At 67.4% G+C, this 22,160-nt stretch carries 24 protein-coding genes and 1 tRNA gene; 15 read left to right on the forward strand and 10 right to left on the reverse strand.

The window, feature by feature from the left end; genetic code table 11:
• Nucleotides 1-58 precede the first annotated feature (58 nt).
• Nucleotides 59-565 carry a hypothetical protein gene (locus NP511_RS19775; protein ID WP_049966796.1) on the forward strand — a complete coding sequence of 169 codons (507 nt, stop codon included), beginning with the start codon at nucleotides 59-61 and terminating at the stop codon, nucleotides 563-565.
• Here the strand turns inward: NP511_RS19775 and NP511_RS19780 are convergent.
• Entirely contained in the window at nucleotides 562-1,302 is a 741-nt protein-coding gene (locus tag NP511_RS19780; protein ID WP_049966797.1) for an SDR family NAD(P)-dependent oxidoreductase, read from the reverse strand. The genes NP511_RS19775 and NP511_RS19780 overlap by 4 nt on opposite strands.
• 76 nt (nucleotides 1,303-1,378) lie before the next feature.
• Nucleotides 1,379-2,491, reverse strand: a complete 1,113-nt coding sequence (locus tag NP511_RS19785) for a glutamate-cysteine ligase family protein (RefSeq protein WP_049966798.1) — start codon at nucleotides 2,489-2,491, stop codon at nucleotides 1,379-1,381.
• 230 nt (nucleotides 2,492-2,721) lie between these two features.
• Between NP511_RS19785 and NP511_RS19790 the strand changes: the two genes are divergently transcribed.
• On the forward strand, nucleotides 2,722-3,693 hold the full coding sequence (locus NP511_RS19790; protein ID WP_049966799.1) for a phosphoadenosine phosphosulfate reductase family protein: 972 nt from the start codon (nucleotides 2,722-2,724) through the stop codon (nucleotides 3,691-3,693).
• Between the two features lie 135 nt (nucleotides 3,694-3,828).
• Here the strand turns inward: NP511_RS19790 and NP511_RS19795 are convergent, their stop codons facing one another.
• The 3 genes from NP511_RS19795 to NP511_RS19805 all read right to left on the reverse strand — a co-directional run bounded on the left by NP511_RS19795 (nucleotide 3,829) and on the right by NP511_RS19805 (nucleotide 5,822).
• Nucleotides 3,829-4,023, reverse strand: a complete 195-nt coding sequence (locus NP511_RS19795; RefSeq protein WP_006180574.1) for a DUF7333 family protein — start codon at nucleotides 4,021-4,023, stop codon at nucleotides 3,829-3,831.
• Nucleotides 4,024-4,105: 82 nt separating this feature from the next.
• On the reverse strand, nucleotides 4,106-4,876 hold the full coding sequence (locus tag NP511_RS19800; protein ID WP_049905981.1) for a hypothetical protein: 771 nt from the start codon (nucleotides 4,874-4,876) through the stop codon (nucleotides 4,106-4,108).
• A gap of 103 nt (nucleotides 4,877-4,979) precedes the next feature.
• Nucleotides 4,980-5,822 carry an aldo/keto reductase gene (locus tag NP511_RS19805; RefSeq protein ID WP_049966800.1) on the reverse strand — a complete coding sequence of 281 codons (843 nt, stop codon included), beginning with the start codon at nucleotides 5,820-5,822 and terminating at the stop codon, nucleotides 4,980-4,982.
• Nucleotides 5,823-6,013: 191 nt separating this feature from the next.
• Here NP511_RS19805 and NP511_RS19810 point away from each other — a divergent pair, with 191 nt between their 5' ends.
• Nucleotides 6,014-6,616: a trimeric intracellular cation channel family protein gene (locus tag NP511_RS19810; protein ID WP_371827954.1), complete on the forward strand. Its 603-nt coding sequence runs from the start codon at nucleotides 6,014-6,016 to the stop codon at nucleotides 6,614-6,616.
• A gap of 24 nt (nucleotides 6,617-6,640) precedes the next feature.
• Here the strand turns inward: NP511_RS19810 and NP511_RS19815 are convergent, their stop codons facing one another.
• Together NP511_RS19815 and NP511_RS19820 are read right to left on the reverse strand one after the other, a co-directional pair.
• Nucleotides 6,641-8,065, reverse strand: a complete 1,425-nt coding sequence (locus NP511_RS19815) for an amidase (RefSeq protein WP_049966801.1) — start codon at nucleotides 8,063-8,065, stop codon at nucleotides 6,641-6,643.
• 84 nt (nucleotides 8,066-8,149) lie between these two features.
• Nucleotides 8,150-8,635 (reverse strand): DUF309 domain-containing protein, encoded by a 486-nt coding sequence (locus NP511_RS19820; protein WP_049966802.1) that lies wholly within the window; start codon nucleotides 8,633-8,635, stop codon nucleotides 8,150-8,152.
• 101 nt (nucleotides 8,636-8,736) lie between these two features.
• On the opposite strand from NP511_RS19820, the gene NP511_RS19825 reads away from it, so the two are divergent.
• From NP511_RS19825 to NP511_RS19865, 9 genes are all read left to right on the forward strand, one after another.
• Nucleotides 8,737-8,865 carry a hypothetical protein gene (locus NP511_RS19825; RefSeq protein WP_006180568.1) on the forward strand — a complete coding sequence of 43 codons (129 nt, stop codon included), beginning with the start codon at nucleotides 8,737-8,739 and terminating at the stop codon, nucleotides 8,863-8,865.
• 125 nt (nucleotides 8,866-8,990) lie between these two features.
• A tRNA-Leu gene (locus NP511_RS19830) sits at nucleotides 8,991-9,073 on the forward strand.
• A 172-nt stretch (nucleotides 9,074-9,245) separates the two neighbouring features.
• A complete protein-coding gene (locus tag NP511_RS19835) occupies nucleotides 9,246-10,043 on the forward strand; it encodes an inositol monophosphatase family protein (protein WP_049966803.1) in 798 nt (265 codons plus the stop codon).
• 96 nt (nucleotides 10,044-10,139) lie between these two features.
• Nucleotides 10,140-11,267 carry a DUF63 family protein gene (locus tag NP511_RS19840; protein ID WP_049966804.1) on the forward strand — a complete coding sequence of 376 codons (1,128 nt, stop codon included), beginning with the start codon at nucleotides 10,140-10,142 and terminating at the stop codon, nucleotides 11,265-11,267.
• 118 nt (nucleotides 11,268-11,385) lie between these two features.
• Nucleotides 11,386-12,273, forward strand: coding sequence for an NOP5/NOP56 family protein (locus NP511_RS19845; protein ID WP_049966805.1), 888 nt, complete (start codon nucleotides 11,386-11,388; stop codon nucleotides 12,271-12,273).
• Nucleotides 12,266-12,952 (forward strand): fibrillarin-like rRNA/tRNA 2'-O-methyltransferase, encoded by a 687-nt coding sequence (locus tag NP511_RS19850; RefSeq protein WP_049966806.1) that lies wholly within the window; start codon nucleotides 12,266-12,268, stop codon nucleotides 12,950-12,952. The genes NP511_RS19845 and NP511_RS19850 overlap by 8 nt, the downstream gene beginning before the upstream one ends.
• A 291-nt stretch (nucleotides 12,953-13,243) precedes the next feature.
• Nucleotides 13,244-14,836 (forward strand): fatty acid--CoA ligase, encoded by a 1,593-nt coding sequence (locus tag NP511_RS19855; protein ID WP_049966807.1) that lies wholly within the window; start codon nucleotides 13,244-13,246, stop codon nucleotides 14,834-14,836.
• Nucleotides 14,837-14,923: 87 nt separating this feature from the next.
• On the forward strand, nucleotides 14,924-16,006 hold the full coding sequence (locus tag NP511_RS19860) for a glutamate--cysteine ligase (RefSeq protein WP_049966808.1): 1,083 nt from the start codon (nucleotides 14,924-14,926) through the stop codon (nucleotides 16,004-16,006).
• 55 nt (nucleotides 16,007-16,061) lie between these two features.
• Nucleotides 16,062-16,691, forward strand: a complete 630-nt coding sequence (locus NP511_RS19865) for a helix-turn-helix domain-containing protein (protein ID WP_049966809.1) — start codon at nucleotides 16,062-16,064, stop codon at nucleotides 16,689-16,691.
• 12 nt (nucleotides 16,692-16,703) lie between these two features.
• Here the strand turns inward: NP511_RS19865 and NP511_RS19870 are convergent, their stop codons facing one another.
• The gene (locus NP511_RS19870; RefSeq protein ID WP_049966810.1) at nucleotides 16,704-17,834 is read right to left on the reverse strand and encodes a M24 family metallopeptidase; all 1,131 of its coding nucleotides are present in this window, start codon (nucleotides 17,832-17,834) and stop codon (nucleotides 16,704-16,706) included.
• Nucleotides 17,835-17,989: 155 nt separating this feature from the next.
• Here NP511_RS19870 and NP511_RS19875 point away from each other — a divergent pair, with 155 nt between their 5' ends.
• The gene (locus NP511_RS19875; RefSeq protein ID WP_049966811.1) at nucleotides 17,990-18,868 is read left to right on the forward strand and encodes a COX15/CtaA family protein; all 879 of its coding nucleotides are present in this window, start codon (nucleotides 17,990-17,992) and stop codon (nucleotides 18,866-18,868) included.
• A 38-nt stretch (nucleotides 18,869-18,906) separates the two neighbouring features.
• Here NP511_RS19875 and NP511_RS19880 read toward each other — a convergent pair whose 3' ends face one another.
• On the reverse strand, nucleotides 18,907-19,398 hold the full coding sequence (locus NP511_RS19880; RefSeq protein WP_049966812.1) for a metal-dependent hydrolase: 492 nt from the start codon (nucleotides 19,396-19,398) through the stop codon (nucleotides 18,907-18,909).
• A gap of 168 nt (nucleotides 19,399-19,566) precedes the next feature.
• Between NP511_RS19880 and NP511_RS19885 the strand changes: the two genes are divergently transcribed.
• On the forward strand, nucleotides 19,567-20,205 hold the full coding sequence (locus NP511_RS19885; RefSeq protein ID WP_049906049.1) for a uracil-DNA glycosylase family protein: 639 nt from the start codon (nucleotides 19,567-19,569) through the stop codon (nucleotides 20,203-20,205).
• On the opposite strand, the gene NP511_RS19890 is transcribed toward NP511_RS19885, so the two are convergent.
• The gene (locus NP511_RS19890; RefSeq protein WP_049966813.1) at nucleotides 20,202-20,504 is read right to left on the reverse strand and encodes a cupin domain-containing protein; all 303 of its coding nucleotides are present in this window, start codon (nucleotides 20,502-20,504) and stop codon (nucleotides 20,202-20,204) included. The genes NP511_RS19885 and NP511_RS19890 overlap by 4 nt on opposite strands.
• Nucleotides 20,505-20,697: 193 nt before the next feature.
• On the opposite strand from NP511_RS19890, the gene NP511_RS19895 reads away from it, so the two are divergent.
• A complete protein-coding gene (locus tag NP511_RS19895; RefSeq protein ID WP_049966814.1) occupies nucleotides 20,698-22,059 on the forward strand; it encodes an NAD-dependent succinate-semialdehyde dehydrogenase in 1,362 nt (453 codons plus the stop codon).
• Nucleotides 22,060-22,160: the final 101 nt, after the last annotated feature.

Consider the following 22,160-nt stretch of genomic DNA (forward strand, 5'->3'; position numbering starts at 1 on the left):
TCTGTATCGACCGAAAAACGACGGACGGGCGCGAACGGACAGCCGAAAATAACCTCGCATGAACCGACTCGTCTCCGCGTTCGGTCTCCTGTTGATCGTTCTCGGCGTCGCTCTCGGCAGCGTTCAACTCGGCGCGTTCGATCAGGTCGTCGCCGAACGGGACGCCTCCGTGAGCGTCGCCGAAGAGGACGAGGCATATCTCTCGATACAGGATGGGTACGGTGGGCGCACTGTGCGGAACTATCTTTGTATCTTCATCTGTTTTTCATACGATAGACCCAGGACAGTCGCCACCCTCGAGAACAGGTACATCACCGACTACTCTACCCTCAATGTCGAAGTCGACACCGTTGGAGGTGCGTCCGACGACACCCTCGAGGTTAGCCAAGCACCGACAACATTGTCCGAAGGGGAGGCCCGCAATGTCGTGGTCTCGTGTTCGGGGACCACTACGGCCGACGGAACGGGTGACGTCACGCTTCTCGTCGACGTTTCCGAGCCGGTCTACATCCACCAGAAAACAACGATTCAGGACGTGTCGTACGACTGTGCTGCCGGCTATTAGGCGAGTCGGTCCTCCCACTCCTCGGCGGTCATCGACTCGCCGGTGACGCCGTCCGGTCCCTGCGCTGCGAGCAGGGCGGCCGCGTCGTCCATCACGTCGGGCTGGAGGATCTCCCCGCGCTCGTCGTCGGGCAGGTGTTCCCAGATCCGCGTGTTGACGCGGCCGCCGGGGTCGATCGCGTTGACGTTGATCCCCTCGTCCTCGACCTCAAGTGCGACGGCCTGGGTAAAGCCCTCGAGCCCCCACTTCGAGGTGATGTAGGCCGCGGCGTCGGGGATCGCGTACCGGCCCAGCCCCGAGGAGACGTTGACGACGTTGCCCGAGTCCTGACCGGCCTCGAGCATCGCCTCGAGGACCCGCTTCGTGAACAGATAGACGCCCTTGACGTTGACGTCCATAATCGTATCCCACTCCTCCTCGTCGGTCTCGACGAGCGAGCGACGCTCCTCGCCGAAGCTGAGCCCGGAGACGCCGGCGTTGTTGATGAGCGTGTCGACGCGCCCGAACCGCTCGAGGGCCGCCTCGACGACGCGGTCGACGTCATCTGCCGCACGGACGTCCGCTGGGACGACCAGCGTCTCGCCGGCCGCCTCGTCGGCGACGGTCTCGAGTTCGTCCTCGCTTCGGGCCGTGAGGACGACGTTCGCGCCCCGTTCGGAGAGGGCGAGTACCATCGAGCGTCCGAGTCCCTTGCTCGCACCGGTGACGATGATCGTCTCGTCGTTGAGTGTGGTCATCTGACCGATCAGTTACGGGCCCATCGAGTAATACGTTCGGCCGCGGCGATCGAGTCGCGGTTCGATCGTCGAGCGGTCAGTCACTGGGTATGCGGCCGGCCCGTCGAACATCGTTCGCGAGGCGTTCGGCGTACTCGAGTCGGAGTCGACGCGCCGCCTCGCGGTCGACCGGGCCGCGGCCGCCGATGTCGTGGGCGATCGGCTCGTAGGTCGCGACCTCGAACCCCATTCGCTCGAGATAGGACCGCACCGCGTCCGCGTCCAGCCCGTCCCGGATCGCGGCGTTGACGTGTTCGATGACGGCGTCGAAGGTCGGCAGGACGATCTCCTCGTCGGTCACCCGGCCGGTGTCACCCTCGATTCGGACCTCGGCCCCGCGGAGGCGGTCGACGACGGTGGCCAGCCGGTCCGCCAGTCGGACGACCTGACTCGGGAGGGCGGTGTCGGGCGAGCGCCACTCGACGGTTTCGAACGACTCCCGGATCTGGACCGGCGTCCAGACGGCGCTTTCGGGATCGAACTGCGCCCGGATCGTGGACCGATCGATCCCCGCGTCGACGGCGGCCGTCACGAAGTCCTCGTATCGCCGCTCGAGCCGGCGCGTCCACTCCTCGGTGTCGTCGACGTAGGGCCAGAGCCGTCCCTGATGAGGGACATCGTCGTAGGCCATCCAGCGGTAGAGCTTCGACCGCGCGCCCGTTGCCAGGTTCCGGCCGCGGAAGTACGGCGCGGAGTTGACCAGCGCCAGCGCCGGATCGAGCGCGATGAACGTGTTCAACTGATCGACCGCCCGTCCCGGCTGTTGCTCGACGTGGATGTGCGTCCCCGCGCAGTGGCGGACGTACTCGAAGTCCTCGCCGATGACCCGCTCCTGAACGCGGGTCCTGTCGCTGGGCCGATCCGCAATCTCGCCGTGGTTGATCGGCGTCGCGAGCGGGACCAGTCCCAGCCCGCGTTCGTCCGCTCGCTCGAGGACGGCCTCGAGCCGCTCGTACAGTTCCTCGCGCAACTCGGCGGTCGACTCACAGGGCGTCGTCTTGATCTCGAGCAACGGCTCGACGAACTCCCGTTCGGCACCCGGCGACGCCTCGACGAGATCACCCGGTTCGACGAGCCGGCCCCGGTCGTCGACGACCCAGTACTCGACCTCGATGCTCCGTCGTATCGGCGTGGATTCGTGTGCTGACACGGTTGGTAGTCGCGATCACGGCTCGAGCGGCCGAGCGACGCCGTCCTCGGCCACAGACCTATGCTAACACTCGATATGAGAACCTCTCTCGAACGATGGCAAGAACCTTTCGTGACGGGAAATATTCGCCGCACGGCTCGTCGGGTCGGCCGCTCGCGGTCCGAAGTCCCGACAGGCGTTTCCGCCGACCCAAAGGATTTACAGTTCCTAATTACATCTAATTACACGAGATGACCGAGAACTTCCCCGACTACGTCGACGTCGATTACGACGACGGCAACGGCGAAGACCCCGAGGACTACCAGCACATTCAGGACAAGATCGAGAAGGCCATCGAGGTCACCCGCGAGGGGCTCGAGTCCTACGAGAACCCGGCCGTGATGTGGACCGGCGGCAAGGACTCGACGCTGACACTGTATTTCATCAAGGAGGTCGCCGACCGCTTCGACCTCGAGGTACCGCCCGCGGTCTTCATCGACCACTACCAGCACTTCGACGGGATCCACGACTTCGTCGACCACTGGGCCGACGAGTGGGACCTCGAGGTCATTTACGCGCGCAACGAGGACGTCGGCGAGTACGTCGACGAACACGGCCTCGAACCCGGCGACGACATCGACATTTCGGAACTCTCCGACCACAACCAGCACCACGTCCGGGAGATCCTCGAGTACGAGGAAGACACCTTCCCGTTCCTGCTGGACACCTACGTCGGCAACCACCTGCTGAAGACGGTCGCGCTCAACGACGCCTTAGAGGAGTACGACATCGACGGCGTCATCTCCGGCGTCCGCTGGGACGAACAGGAGGCCCGCGCCGACGAGACGTTCTTCTCGCCGCGACACGACCCCGACATCTACCCGCCCCACGACCGCATCCAGCCCATCCTGCAGTTCGATGAGGCCGCCGTCTGGGACGCCTTCTGGAACTTCGTCGTGCCGGACACGGTCGAGGGCTTCCCCGAGGAGGGCTACGTCCCCGAGGCCGACGACGACCTCCCCGAGGGCGTCGAGCAGGAAGACATCCCGATCTCGCCGAAGTACTTCGCCGGCTTCCGCTCGCTGGGCAGCGAAGTCAGTACCGAGAAGTCCGACGAGGACCCCGCGTGGCTGCAGGACCTCGAGGGAACGACCGAACGCGCCGGCCGCGCCCAGGACAAGGAAGACCTGATGGAGCGCCTGCGCGACCTCGGCTACATGTAGGCCGTCGGCGCCGACGCTCGTTCGCCAGCTAACTACCCGTTTCTTCCGGTTGCAGCGTCTCGAGGAGTGCCGACGGTGACAACGTCGTGATCACCGGTCTTCAGGAGAGAACGCAGTCCGGGTCGAACCCGTTCGTTATCGACCCGTTGCGCGGTACTCGCCGTGTTTGACGCCGATGGCGAGCATGATCAGTCCGAAGGCGATCATCGACGGTGCGACCATCATCAGGACGGTCTCCGTCGCCATCATCGGCGCGGCGACGAGGCCACCGACGCCGATCACGATTATCGCGAGGAACGCGGCCGCCGTCGTCGTCTGGTTGAACTCCATGGGCGACCGTTAGGACAGGGGCCCCTAATGGTATCGGGAATCGGCAGTCCGTTCACGTCGGTTGATCGAAAGCGAGCGGCAGTTACTGCGACGGCCGAACGAGGTTCGCCAGCGCGACGACGATTCCGAAGAACCAGCCCAGCGGGAACGAAATCCCGAGCCACATCCCGGCGTAGGCCGCCCCCTCGAGCGTGAAGTTGCTCCGGAGGAACTCGTTGAGGCCGCCGACGACCAACACGTTGTCCAGTGCCCAGGCGGCGAACTCGTAGCTGGGGTCGAGGATGTACGGATGCAGCGATGGCGTGACCAGGGCGGCGACGACCGGCGGCAGGAACAACGCCGTCATCGCGAAGGGGTAGGCGAAGACGACTGTCGTCCCGCGGCCGCCGACCTTCGTCGCCGACGCGGCGAGCGCGGTCGCGACCGTCGCGACGCCGCTTGCCGCCGCGACCGCAAGCACCGCCTCGAGGGGGATGTCGACCTGTTCCATGTACGACATCGCCCCCCAGGCGATCGTCAGGAGGCCCCAGCCGAGCAGGGCGATGCCGGTGACGCCGACGATGCCCAGCCGGGTCCGTGTCGAGTCGAGTTTCGCCGCGTAGTAGCGGGTCGCGAGGCCGAGGACGGTAAGCGGGTAAAGGAGGAGCAAGCCGACGACCCCGAGCGCGCTCCAGCCGTGATAGGCCACCTTCTGCGGGAGGCTCTCGGGTTGCCACTTGCCCATGACGGAGTGGCCACGGCCACGTTGCCTGGGGAAGACGATCTCCATCCAGGCCCCGTGTAACCGCTGGACGTCGGCTCTGACCGCGCCGACGAACCCACCGCCGCCACCGCTTCGTGAGCGGGTAGACATACGCGAGCCAAAAAGCCGGCGTACCGTAAACTTTCCTTCTCTTTCTTTGCGAACGACAGGTCGATACCGGACGGAAAAACGCGACTCGCGACTGTGGCTCCGCTCAGTTCCAGGGTGCGAAGTCGGGGTCGACCTCGCGGCTCGTCTCGTCGATCGCGTCGATCGCGTCGATATCCTCCTGCTCGAGGTCGACCGTCAGCGAGGCCCAGTTATCGCCGATGTGGTCCTCGCCGGTCGCCTTCGGGATCGCCGTGACGCCTTTCTCGCGGGCCCAGGCGAGGCTGACCTGTGCTTCGGTGACGCCGTGTTTCTCGGCGATCTCCTGAATCTCCGGCTGGTCGAAGACCTGCCCGCGGGCCAGCGGCGAGTAGCCGACGACCTCGACGTCGTCGTTCTCGCAGGCCGCTCGGATCTCCGCCTGGGGAAGCAGCGGGTGGAGTTCGACCTGGTTCGCAAAGATCGGCGCGTCACAGACGTCGACGGCTACCTCGAGGTCTTCGGGGCGGAAGTTGCTCACGCCGACGTTCTCGATCAGGCCCTCGTCGTACAGTTCCGAGAGCGCCGAGAGGGTCCCTTCGGGGTCGTACTCGCCGGCCGGCCAGTGGACGTAGAGCAGATCGACGTAGTCGACGCCGAGTCGGTCGAGGCTCGCCCGGGCCGTCTCGAGGACGTCGTCGTGGTCGAGGTTCGAGATCCAGACCTTGGTCGCGAGGAAGATCTCCTCGCGATCGACGTCGGCGGCGGCGATCCCCTCGCCGACCGCCTCCTCGTTGTCGTAGGCCTGGGCGGTGTCGATGTGGCGATAGCCCGTCTCGAGGGCCGTACGGACGCTCTCGGCACACTGCTCGGGATCGTCGTTCTGCCAGGTTCCCAGACCGAGCATCGGCATGCCGTTCGCTGTCGGACACGTTTCGGGTGCGACTGTCTCGGCGTCGTTCGTTCCCATGTGCAGGAAGTGGGCCAGCGAGCGAAAATGGGTTTGGGTTGCGGAGAGCGAGTCGGGTGTCCGCTGGTGATCGGAACGGGAACGCCGCGCGCCGGACCGAGCGATGCGTAGCGCTCAAGGCCGTTCCGGTCGGAGACTCCCTCGTGATACGGGACGTCGCTACCGCAGTACTCGCCGACCCGTTCGTCGCGATGAACGCGATCGGGTTGGTCGCGTTCGCGCTCGTCGGCGCGAGCAAGGCGATCCGCGAGGAGTACGATCTGTTCGGGATCGCGGTCGTCGGCCTCGCCACGGCCTTCGCCGGCGGCGCGACGCGCGATCTCCTCGTCAACCGCGTCCCGCTCGCGCTGAGCGATCCCACGGAGATCGGCCTCGGACTCCTCGGCATCGCCCTGGCGATCGGACTCAGCATCGCCCTCGAGTCGCCGGACGATCATCCGGTCACGCTCGTCTCGGACGCCGTCGGCCTCGCCGCGTTCACCACGGCCGGGGCCATCGTGGCGTCCGGGGCCGGCGTCTCGAGTTTCGGTGTCGTCGTCATCGCGACGATCAACGCCGTCGGCGGCGGCGCGATCGCCGACGTCCTGCTGGATCGCCCGCCGTTCATCCTGTTCGAGGACTTCTACGCGAGCTGTGCCGTGCTAGGCGGGACGACCTACTGGATCGTGGCGATCGTCGGCGCGTCGGGAACCACCGCCGCGGCCGCCTGCGCCGCGATCACGGTCGGTACGCGGCTGGCCGCGGTCACGTACGGCTGGGCGCTGCCGACGGCACAGCGGTTCGAGTCGATCTGAGGGCGTCGGATCTGACCGGTGAGACTATTCGTAGAGCCCGTCCCATGGCCGCTCGCGCTCGAGGGCCGCACTCGCCGCGAGGACGTCGTCGTCGGCAAAGCGGCGACCGACCAGTTGCAGGCCGACGGGACCGCCGCGCTCGGTCAGCCCGGCGGGGGCCGAGGCGACGGGGTGGCCGGTCCAGTTGAACGGCCAGGTCATGGGCCACTCCCAAGCCTCGGCCTCGAGATCGGCGTGGAGGGAGACGTCGGCCTGCGACAGCGTCGGGGCCACGAGCAGGTCGTAGTCGGCCAGTACATCCTGAACGGCGTCGTACACGCCAGTGCGGACGATCCCCGACCGGGCGACGTCCGCGGGCCCGTGATCGTCGGCGACGTGGAGCATCGCAAGCAGGCTGTCCGAGACCTCGTCGGATCGTGCCCGAAAGTCGACGCCGTGGGCCTCCTCCATGACCGTGGCACTCTCGAGGACGGAGGTCGTATACGCCGGCATCGCGGCCTCGCTCAGTTCGGCCATCGAGTAGCCGTGATCGACGCCGATCTCGTCGACAGTCGCGCCCGCGTCCGCGAAGGCGCTGACTGCCTCGTCGACGACCGTCTGGACCTCGTCGGCGACGGGAAAGACGTCCAGATCGGGGCTGTAGGCGATCCGGTAGTCGTCGATCGGGCGCTCGACGGCCCCCCGATAGTCGATCTCGACGGGGACGCTGTTGGGATCATCGGGGTGGGGATCGGCCATGATCGACAGCAACAGGGCGGCGTCGGCGACGGTCCGGGTCATCGGCCCCTTCGTCGTGTGCTGGAGTTCGCGCCCGAACGCGCTCGGCCGGCCGTCGTCGGGTACCAGCCCGAACGTCGGTTTGAACCCGTAGACGCCGCAGGCCGCCGCGGGAATGCGAAGCGACCCGCCCGCGTCGCTGCCCGTCGCGATCGGGGCCATCCCGGCCGCCAGTGCCGCCGCTGAGCCGCCCGAAGAGCCGCCGGCGTTCAGGTCGGGATCGATCGGCGACGCGGTCGCCCCGATCAGTTCGTTGTCGGTCGTCCCCTTGTGGCCTAACTCCGGCGTGTTCGTCTTTCCGATCACGATCGCGCCGGCGTCCTCGAGCCGCTGGACGATCGCCGAGGTCCGGTCGGCGACGTGGTCGGCGAACAGCGCCGAGCCGTACGTGTGTCGGACGCCGGCCTTCAGCGCGCCTAAGTCCTTCAGCGCGAGCGGGACCCCGTGGAGCGGACCCACGTCCGCGCCGTCCTCGAGCGCGGCGTCGGCCTTCGCCGCCGCATCGCGGGCCTCCTCTGCACAGACCGTGACGAAGGCGTTGATCTCGTCGTCGCGCTCGTCGATCCGCTCGAGGTGGGCCTCGACCGCCTCGGTCGCCGTGACGTCGCCGTTCCGAATGCGAGCCGCGAGAGCCGTCGCGGAGAGTCGCGTGAGTTCCGTTTCGGATGACATACCGGGTGAACGACACCGTCCGTGATATATGTTAGCTCGGGTTTCGACGACATGGATCGTCAAGAAACGATCGGCGGGGCACAGCTACTCCTCGAGCCCCGCGGCGTACGCGAAGTCGGCGTCGGTGGCGACCGGGGCCTCCCCGTCGATTTCGATTTGCCAGCCCTCGAGAACCGCGGGGTCTTCGAGGGCGTTGGTCAGCGTCGTCCGGACGGCGAGGAGGTCGACGCCGTAGTAGTCGTTGGGTACTCCCCGGAGGTACTGCAGCGCGGTCTCGAACAGGCTCCGCATTCCGTCGTCGTTCCCGAAATCGAAGTGCTTGTAGGCTCCGGCTGCGACCTGCACGAGTCCGTGACAGAAGGCGCTCTCGGTGGAACCCCGCCCGTAATTGTACCATTCCGCTTCGAAGCAGTCGTGTGACTCGTGGTACGCGCCCGCGTTGTAGCACGCGACGCCGTGGACCGTCGCCCGGCGGAGCGTCGCGTGGTCCCAGCGACCCGCCTCTGGATCCCATCCGGTCGGGGTTCCGGCGGGCGGCTCGACCGTCGGGTCCCGGGTGTGGTCGTCCATACCCGACCGAACGGTCGAGCGCCGGAAACCTCCGTCGGTCACTTCAGACGGCGAGTGTGTAAGCACCGCCTTTATTCGGATGTGATCCCTTACGTCGCGGTATGGAGCATCCGTACGGCCGCTGCCAGCACTGCGGGGAACGCCTCTACGCCCACATCGAGGGCGACTACCAGTGTGTGAACTGCGACCGGCGCTACACCGAGGCCGACCTCGAGACGCGGGCCGTCTGAGTCAGGCGCCACTCGTGGCCCGCCGCCATCCCCGACGGTGACGGGACGGAACGGATCCGTTTTCGGGCCACCGCCGATCCGAATCGGACGATTTAACCTCCGGGCGGCCCCAGAGGGAGACGCGTGCGAGGGTAGCCAAGCGGTCAACGGCGGCGGACTCAAGATCCGCTCTCGTAGGAGTTCGTGGGTTCGATCCCCTCCCCTCGCACTCACCATAGTGCGCGGCAAGACGGAGCGTCTTGCCCTCGCAAACTTCTGCCGACCGACGAACCGGACAGCAAACGCTGTGTCCGCTCGAGTAACGCGAACGCTACGATGGAACGTGGTTCCGATCTGTGGATACCACGACCACTTTTCCGGCCCGGCCACCGAGAACGGACATGAGCGAAGCCACGTCCCGCCGCGAAGCCGTCGCGGTTCGCGCGGCCGCGGCGGGAGCCGCCGTCGCGGCCGACTCGTTCCGGACCGACCTCGAGATCGAGTCGAAAGACCGGGAAACCGACGTCGTCACGCAAGTCGATCGCGACGCCCAAGAGCGAGTCATCGAGACGATTCGGGAGACGTTCCCGGACGATCCCGTCGTCGGCGAGGAGGAGGACGCGTTGAAGCGGGTTCCCGAATCGGGGCCGGCCTGGATCGTCGATCCCATCGACGGAACGAACAACTACGTCGACGGGTCCCGGGCGTTCGGCACCGCCGTCGCGGCCGTGATCGACGGCGAGCCGGTCGCCGCCGCGTTCGACTGCCCCGCGCTCGGGGACGTCTACCGGTTCGGCCCCGACGGCATCTCCCGCAACGACGAGCCGCTGTCAGTCAGTGACTGCGACGATCCCGCGGCCGCCACCGTCTGCCCGACGTTCTGGTGGGGCCGCGACCGGCGCGACGAGTACGCCGCCGCGACCCGGGCGATCGTCCGGCGGTTCGACGACATGCGTCGGTACGGCTGCGCCCAGCTCGAGCTGGCGATGGTCGCCTCGGGCGCGCTCGAGGGGACGCTGACCAACGTGCGGGCCAACTCCTGGGACACCGTCGCCGGCGTCGGCATGGTCCGCGAGGCCGGCGGCGTCGTCACCGACCTCTCGGGGGATCGCTGGCGACACGACAGCGAGGGACTGGTCGCCTCGAACGGCGAGATTCACGATGCCGTCCTCGCGGCAGCCCGGGAGATCGACGGCTGAGACGGTCCATCTGATGGCGCTCGTCAGCGGGCAATCGTGAGTGTCAGGCGGGCTGAAATCGGAAACGGTAAGCGCCCCCCACTACGGGATTCCGGTATGGACGATTTCATCGACCGGTTCGGGGCCGAGCGCGTCTGGGCCGCGACCGTCGCCACGCTTGCGGTCGTCGTTGCCCTCGGGGCGGTGATCTTCCCCCAGCGGGTGTACGTCGAGTTCATCTGGCAGTACTTCTGGGGCCCCGTCGTCGCCGACGCACACAGCTGGAACTGCGTCGCCTGGGCCGGCGGCGAACAGGTTCCCTGCACCGAAGCGGCCACCAACGCCGGACCGACGGCCGAACCCGGCTACACGTTCGTCTCCTACGCCGGCTACATCCCCACGCTGGTCCTGTTGCTGATCGGGATCATCTTCCTCGTGCGCCGGCTCGAGATCGAGCGGTATCGTGCGGGCTTTTTCGCCCTGTTCCCGTTCATGCTCTTTGGCGGCGCCCTGCGTGTCGTCGAGGACGCCAACGCCGCCGCCTACGAGTACACCGGCGAGATGGCCATCCAGCTGCCGTGGTCGGGCTTCATCATCAGCCCGCTGATCTACTTCACCGTCTTCTTCATCGCGCTCTTTGCGGTCGTGACCTCGATCTGGCTCGAGCGCAACGACTACGTCTCGGGCTACGAGTATCCGCTGGCCGGGATCGGGACTGCTGTACTGACGATTACGATCGCGTATCTGGCTTACACGGCAGCGACGGAGCCGTTTTCGGAGTTCTATCCGCTGATCCCGCTGGTCGTCCTCGTCGGGGCGACCGTCGCGACGGCGATCACCTGGTTCGGCCTCGAGCGATACGCGCCGGAACTGAACCGCGGGACCCGATACATGGGGATCGTGGTCATCTGGGCCCACGCGGTCGACGGGGTCGCGAACGTGATCGGCCTCGACTGGGCGACGACGCTCGGGCTCCCGGCCAACCTCGTCCCGAAACACCCGATCAACCGTGCCATCGCCAACACGACTGCGGACGTGTTGCCCGCCGATGTGGTGTCGGCGACCGGCTCCGCGTGGCCGTTCCTGCTGGTGAAACTCGCCGCCGCCGTCTTCGTCATCTGGATCTTCGACGAGACGGTCTTCGAGGACAGCCCGCGCTATGCCGTCTTGCTCATGATCACCGTCGTCGCCGTCGGCCTCGGCCCCGGGACCCGCGACATGCTTCGCGCGACGTTCGGCGTCTGACGGTCCGCTGATTGTCGTTCGAATCCGAGAGTGTGACCTCGAGCCCGTCGCCATAGCCGCGGCGATCGACGCGACCGCGAACGGGGGCTTTAATCGCCCGCGCCCGGAACGACTCGCCATGAGTGATACGGACGGGTGGTTCGCGGCCGGGGACCGCGACGATCCCGACGCGACGGCGGCCGCGGTCCGCGAGGGAAGCGCCGACGAGCCCCGCGACTGGCCGCGTCTCGCGGTCGAAGACGGGTTCGCGGACGACACCGACGAGTACTACGACGCCCTCCGCGAGGTGACGACCGAGGCCACCCGGGCTGCGGTGACCGAGCGCGAGCGGGCCGACGACCGCCAGCTCGTTCACGCGGTGCGGGCGATGGACGACTGCGAGCGAACGGCCAACGAACTCGCCGAGCGGCTGGCCGAGTGGGCCGGGACGATCGACCCCGACGCCGGGACCGGCGTCGAGTACGCGCGGGAGGTGGCCAGCGGCGAGGCCGGCGACGACCTCGGTGAGCCAGCCGTGCGCTCGCTGGCCGAACGGGTGGCTGGACTGGCCGACGAGGCCGATGACCTCCGTGAATTCGTCCAACGGCGGACGCCGGTCGTCGCGCCAAACCTTGCGGCGCTGGCCGACCCCGTGCTGGCGGCCCGGCTGATCTCGCTGGCCGGCGGCCTCGAGGAACTCGCGAAGAAACCCAGCGGCACGGTGCAGGTGTTGGGCGCGGAGGACGCGTTATTCGCCCACCTGCGGGGCCACGCGCCCTCGCCAAAACACGGGATCATCTACACCCACGACGCGGTGCGGGGGACCCACCCCGACGAGCGCGGCTCCGCGGCGCGTGCGGTCGCGGGGAAACTCGCCATCGCCGCCCGCGTCGATCACTACTCGGGCGACCTGAAGCCGGAACTCGAGGCGGAACTGACCGAGCGGATCGAGACGATCCAGGCGCGAAACGCGGACGGAGACAGTGGAGACGAGGCGGCGACCGACGGGGGTGTCGACGATGAGTGAGCTGCCGACGGGGGTCCAGCGCCGCGAGTTCGACGGGACCGAGCGACTCGCGACACAGGGCGAACCGGTCTACGGCGAACCAACCGACGTTCAGCAGACGGAGTCTGCTGCAGCCAATCAGAACTCGGAGAGTTCTGAGGACGGCGAGTGGCGCGCGTGGAACCCGAACCGATCCAAGCTCGGAGCGATGCTCGAGCTGGGCATGGACACCGGCCTCGCGGGCGGCGAGACGGTCCTCTATCTGGGGGCCGCCAGCGGGACGACCGTGAGCCACGTGGCCGACTTCGCCGGCCCGACCTACGCCGTCGAGTTCGCCGCGCGGCCGGCTCGGGACCTGCTCGAGGCCGCGGAATCGCGCGATCGACTCTTCCCGCTGCTGAAAGACGCCCGGAAGCCCGAGAGCTACGCCCACGTCGTCGAGTCCGACGTCGACGTGATCGTCCAGGACGTGGCGACGCGCGGGCAGGCGCGGGTCGCGCTCGAGAATCGGCGCTTCTTGGCTGACGACGGACGGCTGCTTCTGGCTGTGAAAGCCCGGAGTGAAGACGTGACTCGAGAGCCAACGGCGGTGTTCGAGGATGTTCAGGGAGAGTTGGAGGAGGGGTACGAGGTCGTGGAAGCGGAACGGCTCGAGCGGTATCATACGGATCACCTCGGGATCGTCGCACGACCGAAGTAACGGTCTGTAAGGGACTCTCGCCACTCGAGAGCGATTCGAAGACGGGTTTCGAGGTTTCTTTCTCCCACCGACCGTCGAACCCAGCCGGTACACTCATGCCCGTTCGTGTGGGGTGTTAACGCAGCCGTTCGTGGGAGCGGCTTCAACTAGTCACTGAGTTACCGAGTCCCACCCGGGCCACCCCGGCCCTGTTGTCGCGGCACCCGACTCCGACGAGACAAATCCGTCGATCAACGGACGAACGGCCGCATACTAACTACTATATGATCGGTCGTGGTACGCGAGCGTGGTATGTCAGAACACCCCACTATCGGCGACACGCTCGAGGGGACGGTCGAGCGCCACCCCGACCGGGACGCGATCGTCTATCCGCGCAAGGACCAGCGCTGGACCTACGCCGAGTTCGACGAGCGGGTAAACCGGCTGGCCAACGCCCTGCTCGAGGCCGGCATCGAGAAAGGGGATCGAGTAGCGACGGTGCTGTACAACGGCTCCGAGATGGCCCTGACCGTCTACGCCTGCGCGAAGATCGGCGCGGTCTTCACCCCGCTGAACTTCCGGCTGCCGGCGGGGGAGATCGAGTACATCGTCACCGACGCCGAAGCCGAACTGGTACTGTTCGAGGCTGCCACCCGGGAGGCCGTCGAAGGTGCCAAACCAGACCTCGAGACCGTCTCGGAGTACGTGTTCATCGACGACGACCGCGAGGCGGCCCCCGACTACGCCCGCGGGTTCTACGACCTGCTCGAGTCGGGCTCTCCGGAGAAGCCCGACGTCCGCGTCGCCGAAGACGACGTCTACGCCTTCATCTACACGTCGGGGACGACGGGCCGGCCGAAAGGCGTCGTCCACGAACACCGCAGCATGGTCGAACACAACCTCCTGTGTATCGCGGAGGGGAAGATGACCCGCAACGACGTGGGACTGTCGGTGATGCCGCTGTATCACTGCGCCGAACTCCACTGTAACCTCTTCCCGCGGACCCACCGCGGCGCGACCAGCGTCATCCACCACGAGTTCGATCCGGAGGCGACCCTCGAGGCGGTCGCGGAACACGGCGTCACGCTCCTCTTCGCGGCCCCGACGGCCTGGAACGCGCTGTCGATGACCGCCGCCGAAGCGGACGTCGACGTCTCCTCGCTCCGGCTCGGCCTCTACGGCGCGGCCCCGATGCCGGAGCAGGTCCTCGAGAACTGCCGGGAACACCTCTGTGACGACTACCTCCAGGCCTACGGGATGACCGAGATCGGCCCCGCCGGCGTCTTCCAGCCCCCGGAGGACCAGCTCTCGAAGCAGGGCTCGGCCGGCCTCCCGGCGCTCAACCACCGGCTGCGGATCGTCGAACCCGACGCGGAGCCGGACGCCGAAGTCGAGCCGGGCGAGATCGGCGAGATCCTGATCGCCAGCCCCTGCACGATGCGCGAGTACTGGAACCGACCGGAGGCGACCGCGGAGTCGCTGCGCGAGGCCGACGGCACGACCTGGTACTACACCGGCGACCTGGGCCACCGCGACGACGACGGCTACCTCTACGTCGTCGATCGCAAGGACGATATGATCGTCTCCGGCGGCGAGAACGTCTATCCGGCCGAGGTCGAGGACGCGCTGTTCGCCCACGACGCCGTCGCGGAGGCGGCCGTCGTCGGCGAACCCGACGACGAGTGGGGGGAGCGGGTCGCCGCCTACGTCGTCGCCGACGGCGTCGAGGCGTCCGATCTCGACGCGTTCGTTCGCGAGAGCGACCAGCTGGCCGACTTCAAGCGCCCCCGGACCTACTACTTCGTCGACGAACTCCCCAAGAACCCCAGCGGGAAGGTCCAGAAGTTCAAGCTCCGCGAGGACGAGGCCGACGGCGAGCCCGAGCCCGAACGCGTCGCCTCCTGATCGCGCGGGCGGGGCGACCGGCCCACGTTCCGGCCGAACGCTCCGACTCCAAACCGTATTTACTGTCGGCGTCGAAAAGGCGATACGATGGAACGCGGGTCCCGAGAGTCGTTTACGCGCATGGGTACGTTGGGGATCGAGGAGGAGTGTTTCGTCGTCGACGAGGACGGTCGCCCCACCAGCGGGACCGACGACCTCGTCTACGAACACGACCCGCCCGAGATCCTCGAGGGCCGACTCGATCACGAACTGTTCAAGTTCGTCATCGAGACCCAGACGCCGCTGATCGAGGACCCCGACGACGCCCGCGACTCGCTGCTTGCGATCCGGCAGGCGTTAGTCGACCACGCCGAGGCTCACGGCTACCGGATCGCCGCCGCGGGCCTCCACCCGCTGGCGAAGTGGCAGGAACTCGAACACGCCGAGAAACCCCGCTATCGGGCACAGCTCGACCGGATCCAGTATCCCCAGCACCGGAACACGACGGCGGGGGTCCACGTCCACGTCGGCGTCGACGACGCCGACAAGGCGGTCTGGATCGCGAACGAACTGCGGTGGTACGTGCCGATCATGCTCGCGCTGTCCGCGAACTCGCCGTACTGGAACGGGTTCGACACCGGGCTCCAGTCGGCCCGCGCGAAGATCTTCGAGGCGCTTCCCAACACCGGCATGCCGACCCACTTCGAGGACTTCGAGGCCTTCGACCGGTTCGAGCGCCGGATGCTCGAGACCGATTCGATCAACGATCGGGGCGAACTCTGGTACGACGTGCGACCCCACACCGCCCACGGCACCGTCGAGTTGCGGACGCCCGACGGCCAGGCCGACCCCGAGGTCGTGCTGGCGTTCGTCGAGTACGCCCACGCACTCGTCTGTGCCCTGGCCGAGGAGTACGAGGACGGCGCGACCGGTCACGACCACCGGCGGGAACTGCTCGACGAGAACAAGTGGCGCGCGATCCGGTACGGACAGGACGCTGCCTTCATCGACCGCGACCTCGAGGGGACCGTCGAACTGGGCGAACTCGTCGACCGGGAGTGTGAACGACTCGGAATCGACGGGATCAAACGGGTCTACGAGCGCGAGAGCGGCGCTGACCGCCAGCGCCGGCTGCTCGAGGACGAGGGGCCGGACGCGCTGTGTAACTCGCTGTTTCTGCAGACCGAGTGACGACCCCCACAAAGGTTTAACTCCGCGGGAAGCCTCCACCTGTACGAGAAAACACATGAGTTTCGACGACACTGACGAGGGTCCGGTCGACGGCGAGGGAAACGAACCGCTCGAGGACCACGACGTCGTCGAGCCGGGTGGAGAGCGCCGCAATCCGACGGTCGAGGAACTCGACCAGCGGCTGATCGACCTGCTCTCGTGGATCCTCGACACGGAGACCCGCGCGAAGATCTATGTGTTCCTGCTCGCGAACCCGGGGAGTACGTCCGAGGAGGTCGCGAAGGGGACCGGTCTCTATCCCAGCACCGTCCGCGAGGCGCTGGCGGAACTCCACGAGGAAGAACGGGTCACGCGGGAGAAACGGGAGAACGAGGGGGCCGGCAACAACCCCTACGAGTACACCGCGATCCAGCCCAGCGAACTCGTCGGCGGCGTCGTCGACCAGGTCCAGGCGGAACTGAACACGATCTTCACGCTCGATCGTATCGTCGATCGGGAGGCCGACCGCGGGACGCCGCCCGATCTCGAGGACGAGACCGAACCGGTGACGATCACGATCGACGACGCGGCACCGACCCGCGAGTCCGACGAGTCGGACGACGCCGACGTCATCGAGTTCGAGGATGAGACGGACACGGAACCCATCGGGACGGACGCCGACGACCCGGCGGACGGCGACGAGTAGCCGGGATCCGACTTACGCCTCGCGGACGAGCGGGACCGGCCGCTCGAGTTCGAGATCCCGATCGACCGCCGTCGCGGTCATGGTTGGCCAGCGATCCGTCGCCGTCAGGACGTCGATCCCGTCGTCGGCGACGAGCGCCGTATCCTCGCTTTTCGCGCCCTGTACTGTGGGGTTCCACGCGTAAGCCATCGGCGCTTCGACGGGCTCGTCGTGGCCGGGCGTGGCGATCCACTCCCGACCGGCGAAGCCGGCGGCCCCGCCCTGGTGGTGATGTCGCCACTCGCCCTCGTAGCCGACCGCGTCGTACGCGTCCTGTATGGCCGCGAACACGGCACCTGCGGTACCGCCGGTGGTTCCGCTGCCGTCGGTCTCACCATCGATGGCCGCCGCCTGCGTCGCCGCCAGCGCCGTCGTCTCCACGCGAGCGGCCGCTCTGTGGCGCTCCTCGAGCCAGGCCGGCGGGTCGAACGCGACGGTTCGGGTACAGCTCGCGTGGAGGCCGCCCCGTTCGGCGGTCACGGAGACGAGGACGTAGTCGCCGAGTTCGGCCTCGGTCGGGGTGTAGTGGCGGTAGCGCTGGACGCGTTCGGCACCGCCGACGAGGACCACCGGCGTCTCGATGTTCCGGGCCGACAGCGCGACTCGCAGCGCCGAGGCGACCTCGTGTTCCGTATCGCTGCGCTGGAGCTCCCGGCAGACCGACTCGACGGCGGCCGCCGTCTCCTCGCCGAGGTCGCGGTAGCGCTCCCGGTCGCGCTCGGTCAGGGGCTGGCGCAGCGCGGTCGGGTCGACGCGCTCGAGGCCCGGGACCTCGATGTCCGCGGCCGCCCGTTCGTCCGGGCCGACGCGATCGGCGATCGCCGCGGCCAGCGACGACGCGTGCCAGGGGAACTCGACGACCGACACCGCGTCGGCATCGAGGTCGGGGAGTTCCTCGGCGACGATGCGATCGGCCTCGATGTTGTTCGCCACGAGCGTGATCGCGGTGCCGTCGTACCCGACGGCGGCGACGCCGGCGTCGCCCTCGCGGTCGACGACGTTGTTCCCGCCGGTGAGCCATGCAAATGCGTTCGGCCGAGCGAACCAGACCGAATCGAGTCCGGTGGACTCGAGGTGGGCCTCGAGCCGGTCGTGTTTGTCCATATCGGGTGCTTGCGAGGCCGCGTCTTGAATGCGGCGAACGCCGGTCTGCGGGGACCCGTGAGGGAGCCGCAAGAACGGTATCCCGCCCCGATTCCCAGCGAATCGGACGACTCGGTCAACCTAAGTAGGGGCCGTCCTAACGGCCGCTAGAGACCGTGTCGTACGATAATCACACGCCCGACTCGAGGTTTCGATCGTTGATCGATCGGTTCGGCTTCCCGCACCTGCTGACGGTAACGCTCGCGCTGGTCGCGACGACGATCCTGCTGGGGATCGCCGCGAAGGCGACGGGCTCCGGGCTGGCCTGCGAGGCCAACTGGCCGCAGTGTGACGCCGGACCGTTTAACCTGTTCCCAGCGAACCTCCCGAGTTTCTACGAGTGGTTCCACCGCTTCGTCTCGATGTTCGCCGGCTTCGCCATCATCGGCTCCGCGATCGCCGCCTGGCGACTGCCCGATATCGACCGAAACGTCGCCGGACTGGTCGTCCTCGGGATGGTCCTGACGCCGGTGCAGGTCGCACTCGGTCGCGAGACGGTCACCACGTACACGATGGATATCCTCTCGCTGCACTTCTGGACGGCCGTCACCATCTTCACCCTGTTTCTGGTCGCGACCGTCCTCGTGTGGGCACACCGACTGACCAGCCGCCACGTCGTCGCCGCGCTCGTACTGGGGCTCGTCGCCCTACCCGTCCACGTCACGCTCAGCCCCGTCGTCGGCTCGGAACTCTCGAGTTACTCGCCGACGATGCAGATGGCCCAGTACGGCGTGACGCTCGTCCTGCTGGGTGCGGCGATCGTCGCCGCGATGGTCGGTCGTCGCCGCCTGACGGGTCGCGCCGTCGTCCCGCTGCTCGCGGCACCGCCGATCGTGATCGCCGTCCTCTTCTTCGGCCGGCAGGCGATCAACCCCGCGCTCGAGGTGCCGTACCTCGTCGCGGTGGCCGTCTCGCTGGTCACCTTCCTCGCCGGACTGGTGCTTACCCGCTCCGCGGATACGTCCGGGGACGACGCCGGCGCGCTCTCGCCCTGACCGGTAGGAACGGACGCCGTCGCCCTTTTCCCGTTCGATCAGCCCACGACCACGACGATTGCGGCCCCCGTGAGAATCGAGCCGAGGCCCAGTCCGAACAGTCCGTAGTTCGCGACCGGGTTCGCCGCGGTCGTCACCTCGAGGGAGTACCGTCGCCGCGAGAGGGGCCAGAACGGGCGGACGCCCATCGGCGTCAGCGCGTCGACGAACAGATGGGAGCCGACCGAGACGAAACCGACGAGGAAGGCGAAGGTCACGAATCCGACGTCGGCAAAGGCCGAGGGCGCGTCGACGAGGACGCCGGTGATCGTCGCGAGGCCGATGCCGACCAACAGCGCGAACGGGATCGTATGGGTCGGTCCGCGGTGGTCGATCAGCGGGAGCCGGTGATCGTAGTCCGGCAGCGTCGAGAGCGCGACACAGACGAGGCCGCCGACGATCGCGACCTCGCCGTAGCCGCCCACGGCGATGATGGTGCCAAGCGGTGCGTACGCCGTGAGCGCACCGCCGTAGTGGCCCACCTGATACATGTGCGACATGATCGGCCAACGGGGCATAAAGCCACCGCCATCCGCCCGCGAACGGCGGACAGGGCGATACCGGCCCGGAGAGTACCCAGTAGCGAACGGGACCGGTGGCGGGCGGCCCCGTTCGCCGCGACCGACGCGGTTTTGATCGCGAATCGCCTCCGAACGGCTGTGCGAAACGTTACGGACAGGACGAGCAACCCGTTCGGACTGCGTGCGCCGGTCGATCGCTCCGATCCCGAGGACCGGGCCGCCGTCTTCGGCTACGGCGACGCCAACGCCGACTTCCACGTGATCGGCGACTACCCCGGCGTCCATGGCGGCGAAACGACCGGGGTCCCGTTCACCGAAACTGCGGCCGGACTCGCCGTCCAGGACGTCGCTCGCGCGGTCGGGTTCGCGAGCGGCCCACGGGACGACCCCGTCCTCGAGAACTGTTTCTGGAGCTACGTCTACCTCTGTAGCCTGCCCGCGGACGAAGCGCCGACCGACGACGACTACGCCGACCTCGAGCGGTTTTTCGACGCCGAACTCCGCGCGATCAACGCACATATCCTCCTGCCGGTCGGTGCCCGTGCGACCGACCGGGTCCTCCGGGAGTACACGACCCAACGCCGTCGGTACGACGACCCCCTCGAGATGGGCGCGCTCCACGCGAGCGAGATCCGCGGACGAGGGGTGCTGGTCGTTCCGATCAGGGAGCCAAGCGAGTGGGCCGACGGCGACCGCGAGGCGATCGTCGCACGGCTCGAGGCGTTGCTCGCGAGCGATTACCGGCAGACGAAAGGAGTCGCGACGACGGTGGGCTAATCGGTCTTCGGGGCGAAAACGAGCAGTGCCGTACTCGCCTCGCGCGCGTACGGAGAAATGTCCTGATCACCGTCGAACCGAGCGATATCGCCCGGCTCGAGGTCGTAGACCTCGTCACCGAGGGAGAGTTCCACGGCTCCCTCGAGCAGGTGGAGGACGACGTTCGACTCCGGATGGCGGTGTTCGGGAACACGCTGATCCTCGGTCAACTCGAGACGGACGGTTCGTGGCGTCTGTAAGTCGAAGACTTCTGCGTGGGGCGCATCGTCGAGGCCCTCGAGCGACGTGACTTCGGGCATATACGAATCGAAACGGGTCGTGGACTTATACCTCCGGACGAATCGGTTCGACCCGACCGACGACGCGGCCGGCGCGCTGTCGGTGGTGGAGTCGATCGTCAGTCGAACCCATGACGCCCCAAGACATTTTATTTGAACCGAATCCCTGTTTCCTACGAAAAGTTAAACTGAATGCGTAATGATGGGGTTCCGTATGGAGGTCATCAATCCGGCCACCGGCGAGCGAGAGCGGACGGTCGAGGAGCATACCGAATCCGATGTCGACGACGCCCTCGAGCGTGCGACGGCGGCCTACGAGGAGTGGCGTGACCGACCGATCCGCGAGCGTGAGGAACTGCTCGCGGCCGCAGGGGACGTGCTTCGCGAGAACAAGCGCGAGTACGCCGAGACGATGACCCGGGAGATGGGGAAGCCGATCTCGCAGGCGGTCGCCGAGGTCGAGAAGTGTGCCTGGGTCTGTGACCACTACGCCGAACACGGCAGCGCCTACCTCTCGGCGGACGGCCACCCGAGCCCGCCGGGCTCGTCGGTCGAGACGGTCTACGATCCGCTCGGTCCGATCCTGGCGGTGATGCCGTGGAACTTCCCGTTCTGGCAGGTGTTCCGATTCGCGGCACCCCATCTCACGTCGGGGAACGTCGGGCTGCTCAAGCACGCCTCGAACGTCCCCGGCTGCGCGCAAGCGATCGAGGACGTGTTCCGAAAGGCGGGCTACCCCGAGGACGTCTTCCAGACGCTGCTGATTTCCTCGGATCTTGTCGACGATGTCATCGAGGACGACCGCGTCAAAGCCGCGACCGTCACCGGCAGCGGTCCGGCCGGTCGCGCCGTGGCTTCGACGGCGGGCGACCAGCTCAAAACGTCCGTCCTCGAGCTGGGCGGGAGCGACCCGTTCGTCGTTCTCGACGACGCCGATATCGAGGCCGCGGCCGAGACCGGCGCGTGGGCGCGCAACCAGAACGGCGGTCAGTCCTGCATCGCCGGCAAGCGATTCCTCGTCCACACCGACGTCTACGACGAGTTCCTCGAGGCCTTTGTCGACGAGGTCGAGTCGCTGACCGTCGGCGATCCGACGGACGAGGAGACGGATATCGGCCCGCAGGCCCGGGCGGACCTCATGGACGAACTCCACGAACAGGTGGCAGCGAGCGTCGCGGCCGGTGCGGAGCTACTCACCGGTGGCGAACCGCTGGACCGCGAGGGCGCGTTCTATCCGCCGACCATCCTCGCGGACGTTCCGGAGGGCTGTCCGGCCGACAGCGAGGAGACGTTCGGGCCGGTCGCCGCGGTCTACGAGATCGACGACGAGGACGCCCTCGTCGCCAAAGCCAACGACACCGAGTTCGGCCTCGGGGCGACCATCTGGACGGAAGACCGCGAGCGCGGCCGACGGCTCGCCCGCGAGATCGACGCGGGCTGTGTCTACGTCAACCAACTCGTCAAATCCGATCCGCGGGTGCCCTTCGGCGGCGTCGGGGAGTCGGGCTACGGCCGCGAACTCGCGCGCGACGGCATGCTCGAGTTCGTCAACCGGAAGACGGTCTGGGTCGAGTGAGCAGCTGAGACACCCCGTTCGGACCGGCTCACCTGTCCTGTTCGGTTTCCGTACTCTACCGTCGGTCAACATATACGTGGCTCGAGCCAAAATATTCGAAC

The organism is Natrinema thermotolerans (assembly GCF_031165565.1).
Classification (GTDB): Archaea; Halobacteriota; Halobacteria; order Halobacteriales; family Natrialbaceae; genus Natrinema; species Natrinema thermotolerans.

Coding starts and splice junctions, on each gene's coding strand:
- NP511_RS19815 (WP_049966801.1), bottom strand. CDS start 8,065: ATGTCATCCGAAACGGAACTCACGCGACTCTCCGCGACGGCTCTCGCG.
- NP511_RS19845 (WP_049966805.1), top strand. CDS start 11,386: ATGAGTGATACGGACGGGTGGTTCGCGGCCGGGGACCGCGACGATCCC.
- NP511_RS19880 (WP_049966812.1), bottom strand. CDS start 19,398: ATGTATCAGGTGGGCCACTACGGCGGTGCGCTCACGGCGTACGCACCG.
- NP511_RS19795 (WP_006180574.1), bottom strand. CDS start 4,023: ATGGAGTTCAACCAGACGACGACGGCGGCCGCGTTCCTCGCGATAATC.
- NP511_RS19895 (WP_049966814.1), top strand. CDS start 20,698: ATGGAGGTCATCAATCCGGCCACCGGCGAGCGAGAGCGGACGGTCGAG.
- NP511_RS19870 (WP_049966810.1), bottom strand. CDS start 17,834: ATGGACAAACACGACCGGCTCGAGGCCCACCTCGAGTCCACCGGACTC.
- NP511_RS19825 (WP_006180568.1), top strand. CDS start 8,737: ATGGAGCATCCGTACGGCCGCTGCCAGCACTGCGGGGAACGCCTCTAC.
- NP511_RS19810 (WP_371827954.1), top strand. CDS start 6,014: ATGAACGCGATCGGGTTGGTCGCGTTCGCGCTCGTCGGCGCGAGCAAG.
- NP511_RS19790 (WP_049966799.1), top strand. CDS start 2,722: ATGACCGAGAACTTCCCCGACTACGTCGACGTCGATTACGACGACGGC.
- NP511_RS19840 (WP_049966804.1), top strand. CDS start 10,140: ATGGACGATTTCATCGACCGGTTCGGGGCCGAGCGCGTCTGGGCCGCG.
- NP511_RS19805 (WP_049966800.1), bottom strand. CDS start 5,822: ATGGGAACGAACGACGCCGAGACAGTCGCACCCGAAACGTGTCCGACA.
- NP511_RS19820 (WP_049966802.1), bottom strand. CDS start 8,635: ATGGACGACCACACCCGGGACCCGACGGTCGAGCCGCCCGCCGGAACC.
- NP511_RS19775 (WP_049966796.1), top strand. CDS start 59: ATGAACCGACTCGTCTCCGCGTTCGGTCTCCTGTTGATCGTTCTCGGC.
- NP511_RS19850 (WP_049966806.1), top strand. CDS start 12,266: ATGAGTGAGCTGCCGACGGGGGTCCAGCGCCGCGAGTTCGACGGGACC.
- NP511_RS19865 (WP_049966809.1), top strand. CDS start 16,062: ATGAGTTTCGACGACACTGACGAGGGTCCGGTCGACGGCGAGGGAAAC.
- NP511_RS19890 (WP_049966813.1), bottom strand. CDS start 20,504: ATGCCCGAAGTCACGTCGCTCGAGGGCCTCGACGATGCGCCCCACGCA.
- NP511_RS19800 (WP_049905981.1), bottom strand. CDS start 4,876: ATGTCTACCCGCTCACGAAGCGGTGGCGGCGGTGGGTTCGTCGGCGCG.
- NP511_RS19835 (WP_049966803.1), top strand. CDS start 9,246: ATGAGCGAAGCCACGTCCCGCCGCGAAGCCGTCGCGGTTCGCGCGGCC.
- NP511_RS19860 (WP_049966808.1), top strand. CDS start 14,924: ATGGAACGCGGGTCCCGAGAGTCGTTTACGCGCATGGGTACGTTGGGG.
- NP511_RS19780 (WP_049966797.1), bottom strand. CDS start 1,302: ATGACCACACTCAACGACGAGACGATCATCGTCACCGGTGCGAGCAAG.
- NP511_RS19855 (WP_049966807.1), top strand. CDS start 13,244: ATGTCAGAACACCCCACTATCGGCGACACGCTCGAGGGGACGGTCGAG.